The organism is Paenibacillus caseinilyticus (assembly GCF_027533645.1).
Taxonomy (GTDB): Bacteria; Bacillota; Bacilli; order Paenibacillales; family NBRC-103111; genus Paenibacillus_G; species Paenibacillus_G caseinilyticus.
The window spans coordinates 56,013-62,460 of record NZ_JAQAGY010000033.1; the positions used below are offsets into that span (position 1 = coordinate 56,013).

At 52.0% G+C, this 6,448-nt stretch carries 7 protein-coding genes and 1 rRNA gene; all 8 read right to left on the reverse strand.

What is annotated here, in order from left to right; all coding sequences use genetic code 11:
• Window positions 1-19: 19 nt before the first annotated feature.
• The 8 genes from O9H32_RS30340 to rrf all read right to left on the reverse strand — a co-directional run bounded on the left by O9H32_RS30340 (window position 20) and on the right by rrf (window position 6,448).
• Window positions 20-823: a PSP1 domain-containing protein gene (locus O9H32_RS30340; RefSeq protein WP_269869835.1), complete on the reverse strand. Its 804-nt coding sequence runs from the start codon at window positions 821-823 to the stop codon at window positions 20-22.
• Window positions 824-825: 2 nt separating this feature from the next.
• A complete protein-coding gene (holB, locus tag O9H32_RS30345) occupies window positions 826-1,803 on the reverse strand; it encodes a DNA polymerase III subunit delta' (protein WP_269869847.1) in 978 nt (325 codons plus the stop codon).
• A 52-nt stretch (window positions 1,804-1,855) separates the two neighbouring features.
• Window positions 1,856-2,302: a YaaR family protein gene (locus O9H32_RS30350; protein ID WP_269869836.1), complete on the reverse strand. Its 447-nt coding sequence runs from the start codon at window positions 2,300-2,302 to the stop codon at window positions 1,856-1,858.
• A gap of 19 nt (window positions 2,303-2,321) precedes the next feature.
• Window positions 2,322-2,651 carry a cyclic-di-AMP receptor gene (locus O9H32_RS30355; RefSeq protein WP_269869837.1) on the reverse strand — a complete coding sequence of 110 codons (330 nt, stop codon included), beginning with the start codon at window positions 2,649-2,651 and terminating at the stop codon, window positions 2,322-2,324.
• A 116-nt stretch (window positions 2,652-2,767) separates the two neighbouring features.
• Entirely contained in the window at window positions 2,768-3,409 is a 642-nt protein-coding gene (gene tmk, locus O9H32_RS30360) for a dTMP kinase (protein ID WP_269869838.1), read from the reverse strand.
• Between the two features lie 51 nt (window positions 3,410-3,460).
• Window positions 3,461-4,945 carry an aminotransferase class I/II-fold pyridoxal phosphate-dependent enzyme gene (locus O9H32_RS30365; protein ID WP_269869839.1) on the reverse strand — a complete coding sequence of 495 codons (1,485 nt, stop codon included), beginning with the start codon at window positions 4,943-4,945 and terminating at the stop codon, window positions 3,461-3,463.
• Between the two features lie 95 nt (window positions 4,946-5,040).
• A complete protein-coding gene (locus O9H32_RS30370) occupies window positions 5,041-5,241 on the reverse strand; it encodes a sigma factor G inhibitor Gin (RefSeq protein WP_269869840.1) in 201 nt (66 codons plus the stop codon).
• Between the two features lie 1,091 nt (window positions 5,242-6,332).
• Window positions 6,333-6,448 (reverse strand): 5S ribosomal RNA (gene rrf, locus O9H32_RS30375).

Consider the following 6,448-nt stretch of genomic DNA (forward strand, 5'->3'; position numbering starts at 1 on the left):
AAGCATCAAGCCTTGATCTTCAATGCTGCTCCACCACATCATCCAAAGGAAGATCCATGACCTTTTTCAAATCGAACACCTGTACTTTAGCCATGCGCTCCGACACGTTGAGGGAGACCAGGCGCCCGTTACCGAACGAAGTCACTACTTCACTGCCGACACGCGGCAGATCGTCCTTCGCACTTTCATAATTATCATGCTCATATTTCAAACAGCACATCAACCGGCCGCACAGCCCGGAGATCTTGGTTGGATTCAGCGACAAATTCTGGTCCTTCGCCATCTTGATCGATACCGGCTCGAAGTCCCCAAGAAAAGAGGAGCAGCATAGAATCCTGCCGCAAGGTCCGATTCCTCCCAGCATCTTGGCCTCGTCCCGAACGCCGATCTGACGAAGTTCAATTCGGGTCCGGAAGATGCTCGCCAGATCTTTCACGAGCTCCCGAAAATCCACACGGCCTTCCGCCGTAAAGTAAAAAATGATTTTGTTGCGGTCAAATGTATACTCAACGTCAACGAGCTTCATCCGAAGCTGATGATCCTTTATCTTATCCTGACAGATCGCAAACGCATTCTTGGCCGCCTGCTTGTTATCCTCTACTAGCTGCGCATCCTGCTGATCGGCTACCCGAATCACTTTCTTGAGCGGCAGCACCACATCAGATTCTCCTACCGTCCGCCGTCCGATTACGACCTTGCCGTATTCGACCCCCCGGGCGGTTTCCACTATGACGGCGCTATCCTGCTCGACCGGAAGTTCGCTCGGATCGAAGTAATATATTTTGCCCGCTTTCTTAAAGCGAACACCCACTACAGAAAACAAACCTACACCCCCTTGAGACGCAGTAAAGTATTTTCAAGCGCTAGCTGGGGATTGGCATGAAACCGCAGACGCTTTTGCGTCTCTATCGCGTGTTCAAGACAAGCGATCCAATGGTCTATCGGATACGACAGCGCCTGCTGCGACATCCAATCCATTCCATCCGTGTATATGATATCATCCCTGCTGCCGAGACTCAGCTGTACCATGTCTTTCAGCCAGAGGATGAGCATGTCCATAAACTGCGGAAGCTGTTCGGAAAACTCGCCCTTCGCCAGCTTCTGCTGAGCCGTTAATAAAGCAGAGGGCAGGCGGGTCAAGCTTTCTCTAGCTAATTGTAACACTAGGTTTCGTAGTTCTGCAAACCCATTTGTTTGAATGAGTGCTCCCGCCGCCTCGGCTCCTGCAGCCATATGAACCGCAATTTGGACGAGCAGCGGTGAATGGCCTTCACCCAGCAGCTTTTGTTTCATATCTCTTCTTCCCGCGGGAAGAAACGAAATCCACTGCGACCGGGAACGTATGGTGGGAAGCAGTGCTTGTCCGTTATCCGTGATTAGCACAGCTACGACGTGAGACGTTGGCTCCTCCAGGAACTTGAGCAGCGAATTGGACGCCTGGACCGTCATTTTATCCGCTTGCTCCAGCACATACATCTTGGGGCCGGAAGCCGATGCCCTGTAGGCGAACTGCTTCTGAAGATCCCGGATTTGCTCAATCTTGATCGAGCTTCCCTCCGGAATGATCCAGTGCAGGTCCGGATGATTGCCGTGCTCCACCTTGCGGCAGTCCAGGCATTCGCCGCAGGCATCATCCGGCAGCACCTTGCAGTAGATGGCTTGGGCGAAAGCCCTCGCCATCTCCCGGCGTCCCGTCCCCCCCGGCCCGGTGAAGATATAAGCATGGGACACTTTGTCCGTCCGGAGGCTGTTCTGCAGAATCTGTTTGACCCGATCCTGCCCCTGTATCGATCGAAAAGACATAATCGCCTTAAATTCCTTTCTCATGCGGCGGTCCATCCCACCTGCTCTGTTCTTAGAACAGCAAGTTGATCAGCATACCGCGTATATCGCCGATACGCTGCAGCAGATCGATATGACCCTGCTCGGTTTCGAGCAATTCGTCCGCAAGGCCCAGCAGCCCCTGATCTATCTCTTCCAGCAGCTTGTACCGTTTTGTACGTCCCCGTCGGTCCCAGCCCTGCGTGTCGCGTAGCTGCACGCCCCGCCGCGCTGTTTCCTCAAGGAACTGTTTGATCATCATCCGGTACTGGCGCAGCTCCCTAACCGTCATCGATTTGGAGAGCCGCTGTCCCTGCAGGTCAATCTGCTGCAGCATCCGCTGCAGCTCTTCCCGGGTTGCTTTCACATCCTGATGCTGCATCATATCCGAGAACGATTTTTGCTGCAGCGGCTGGGAAGACGTTGTCTCGTTTCTGATCAGGTCTTTGCCGGCAGGACGCCAACCCGGGTTGATTTTCATCTGAGCTCTACCCCTTTATCTAGAAGTGCTCGAATCGTTCGACCGGCAGTACGAATACCGCTGCCCCGCCGACTTGTACCTCTACCGGGAATGGAATATAGGAGTCCGTTGTTCCGCCCATAGGCGACACCGGCGTGACCATTTGCTCCCGGATTTTGCAGTTTGACTTGATCACCTGCAGTACTTCTTGAACCCGATCATCGTCTGTACCAATCATGAATGTTGTATTACCGGCTCGGAGGAACCCCCCCGTACTTGCCAGCTTGGTGGCGCGAAAGCCCTCTTTGACAAGCGCGTTCGACAGTCGGTTGCTGTCCTTATCCTGCACTACTGCCACTACCAACTTCATACATCCAGCCTCCTCTGCCAACTGAATGAGGGATTATGCCATTCTACTATATATAATTAGACAAGAAAGCGATAAATTCCTTCCTATATATAGGCTGTTTTTTCCACTCATCGTTATTATACTCGCCCAGCCAGTCTTTGGTTCAATATCCTGCGAATTTCCCCAAGCACTCGGGACAGCTCGGCTTCCGCATCAATACGTACGATCCGTTCCGGATACCGCTCCAACAGCAGGAGGTACCCTTCTCTCACCTTGCGGTGGAATTCAATCTTCTCCAAGTCGAGACGGTTCAATTCGCGGCTGGTGTCAGCCTGGATGCGCATCAGGCCCACTTCGGGCGAGACATCCATGTAGAGCGTTAGATCCGGCATCCAGTCTCCTACGGCAAAAGCATTAACCGAAAGTACTTCCTCCATCCCCAGCCCTCGGGCATGTCCTTGGTAGGCCAGGGAGCTGTCGATGAAACGGTCGCAGACCACAACCTGGCCAGCTTGCAGGGCCGGCACGACTCTCTCCGATAGATGCTGCCGACGCGCCGCGGCATAGAGGAGCGCTTCCGTCCGTCCGTCCATGGCGGTATGGGACCGGTCCAGGATGACTTCACGAATCTTTTCCGCGATCGGGATTCCTCCCGGTTCCCGGGTAGACAGGGCGACTGCCCCCATCCCCGTGACCGTTTTGACGATTTCCCCGATGGCGGACGTCTTACCGGCGCCTTCTCCGCCTTCTACCGTTACAAAATAACCTCTTCTGTTCATAATGTCCCCTGTTCTCTGTATAACCATCAGCGTAATTGTAAAACCGGTGAATTATTCTTTCCGTACCGGAACCGTTCCAAGTCCGGACACATCATGTCCATGAAATCTGGATCCCAGCGCGGCCAGGCTGCCCAAATAGTCAGCCTGTTCCCTCGTGATCCTCTCTCCCGGGTACAGCAGCGGAATACCCGGTGGATAAGGAACGATCATTTCAGCTGCCCTATACCCTGCACACTCCGCGACTGGCACCAGTCTCCTCCTATCCGCCGCATTTCCATGAACCGCTTCCTCCCAGTCCATAAGAAGAGGGTCTGATGTTACTTGCAGTCCGGAGGGGGAAGATGGCATCAATGCTATGGTATGACGGTTTGGGCTTATCTGCGACTTCAATTCGGTTAAATCCTGAAGGGCTTCTATAAGGGCCGTGATGTCCTCAGAGGTCGTGCCGATACCGAGAGCCAGCAGTACATACCGAGGATCGGCCATTTCCGGATAGATTCCTTGGTTCTCCAAAGCACTTTTCAGCTGGAAGCCATCCAAGTTCCCTTCCCCATCCGCCAATACCATCTTCAGCCGATCCTGAGATCCCCCTAAAGCGGAGCTGGCTCTGTTGACCACCCATCTCTTCTGCGAGTTCACATATACATCTACACGATTCGCCTGCTGCAGCACCTTCTCGAGCCTTTCGGTACCCGATAAGGCCATCAGTCGACGGCTCCAATCCAGGCTGCCCAGAATCGGATAGGAAGGGCTCGAGCTTTGCAGCATAGCCAGAACCTTACGCAGGGCTACGCGATCCAGAAGAGCACCTTGCACATGCAGCATGGCCCCCATGGTCATGGCAGTTAGCATCTTGTGCGTAGATTGCACGGACGCATCGGCTCCTGCAGCCATAGCCGACTGTGGCAGCTCGTCGTGAAAACCAAAGTGTGCACCATGGGCTTCATCTACAAGCAGCAGTTTCCCTTGCCCGTGCAGCAGCTCAGCCAGCGGGACGAGGCCCCGGCTTACTCCGTAATAAGAGGGATTCGTAACCAAAAGTCCCTTCGCTTCCGGGTAACTATGGAGCGCTGACGCTACCGTACCCGGATCCACACCATGACTAAGGCCGGTTAGCCGATCCCACTGAGGAGTCAAAAATACGGTTCGTACTCCCGCCAGCATCAATCCGTGGAGCACCGACTTATGGACGTCCCTCTGCACCAATAAGAGATCTCCCCGCCGGCAAGCCGCCGCGATCATCGCAATATTGCCTACCGTACTTCCCCCTACGAGGAAAAAAGTCTCTTCAGCTCCAAAGCAATCGGCCGCAAGCTTCTGTGCCTCAAGAATCGCTTCTTCCGGATGATGCAAATCATCGAGCCCTGGGATTTCGGTTAAGTCCACCGAAAGGATATTTTTATAAAGTTCAACAGCATCCGCATCGATGGCGGATCCCGATTTATGTCCGGGAACATGAAAACCGTGTGCTTCCGAACGCTGATGAGCCACTAAGCTCTCGAGTATGGGAGCATTCTGATGGGCGTCTTCCTTCATGGGTACAAGTCCTCCAGCAATAATACCCGTATTGTACCAAACAAAAAAGCCCGCTTCCATCCCCTACAGGAGAAACCGGACCCATCTAGTGGGAGTTACGCATTCTTTTTATATAAGATCTGTTTCATTTGGTGAATGAAGAACGGATACTTGGCATCACTCACATCGGTTCTGACCATCTCACTTTCACAATCGCCGCAGATAAATTCCGAGATGATCATGATGCCTTCCTCTTTGTCTTGCCCGCAGATGATACAGGACTGTGTGTATGGATGATGCTGGCGCAAGTCGCCCATATCGCTTCACCTCTATTCCTTTTTCTACCAGTATATCCGAATCTCTTAAGCATTAAACGGGATCTACGCTATTATTATGAAGATAGAGCAGGTCCGGTGCAGGAATTCCTCAAAAAATTCTGAGCTTTTGCCGATAAACAAGTAGAGAATGTCCTATTTTGCCGCTTGGTGGGGGATTGCCTTTGTGAACAACAACCGGAAAGACCGTATGATGTCTCATAACTCTACGATTTACACGTATCGTCTCTTACAGAGAGTACACAACCAACCTTACTATTTTTACATCTACTCAGCAATAGGGATAGCTGGAGCAGTTTATTGTTTATTCTATATCTTGCCTCTTCAGTTTATAGCAGGAGCACTAGGGATCCCTCTGGCTCACTTCCTTTTTCTTATCCTTATGCTGCACATCAAGGAGAAAAGGGCTGCCAAGTCCTGGCGATGGTACGCCGGCTGGCCGTGGCTCGGTTATGCGCCCAGCGGTTATCTTTCTTTCTCTAAGCTTCATAGGCTTCATCGGCAGTTATTCTGGGTGTTCCTATTGATGCTGGGCTGTCTTTATCCTTGGCTTCCCGTACCTCTACTGGTTTTTCTCGGAAGCTACCATACTTATCTTCTCTTCCCTCGCATGTTTCTCCTTTGGCGCTTCCGAAAACATAGAGAGAATGGATATATCATCATCAATGAAAAAGACACCTCTTGCTATGCACAATAGCTTGAGGTGTCTTTTTCATTGATGCCTATTTCGTATCCGTTATAAGCTGATACCTCATGGCTTGGCAATGAAATAGGCAGGAACCAAAAAGGAAACCATTACCCAGGAGCACGCTATAATCGTTCGTGTCGTATTCGAAGCATGCGTCATGCTGCATTCCCCCTTATAGGAACAACTTCAACTTAATCGATCAACCGGCAAGCGAACCTCCTTGATTATTCTTCCCTAATCGCAACCGTTTCATGAAGCATAAGGCTGATTTTTCCCTTAGGCTTCACGCGGCCGTTTCCAAGGCGGGATTCCCCCAAGAAGCTCGTTCTTTGCACTAGAAAAAGAACCCTTCGGAAATTTTCATCTCCGAAGGGTTCCTGCATTTGCTTGGCGACGTTCTACTCTCCCAGGACCCTGCGGTCCAAGTACCATCGACGCTGGAAGGCTTAACGTTCGTGTTCGGGATGGGTACGCGTGGTTCCCTTCCGCCATCATCACCAA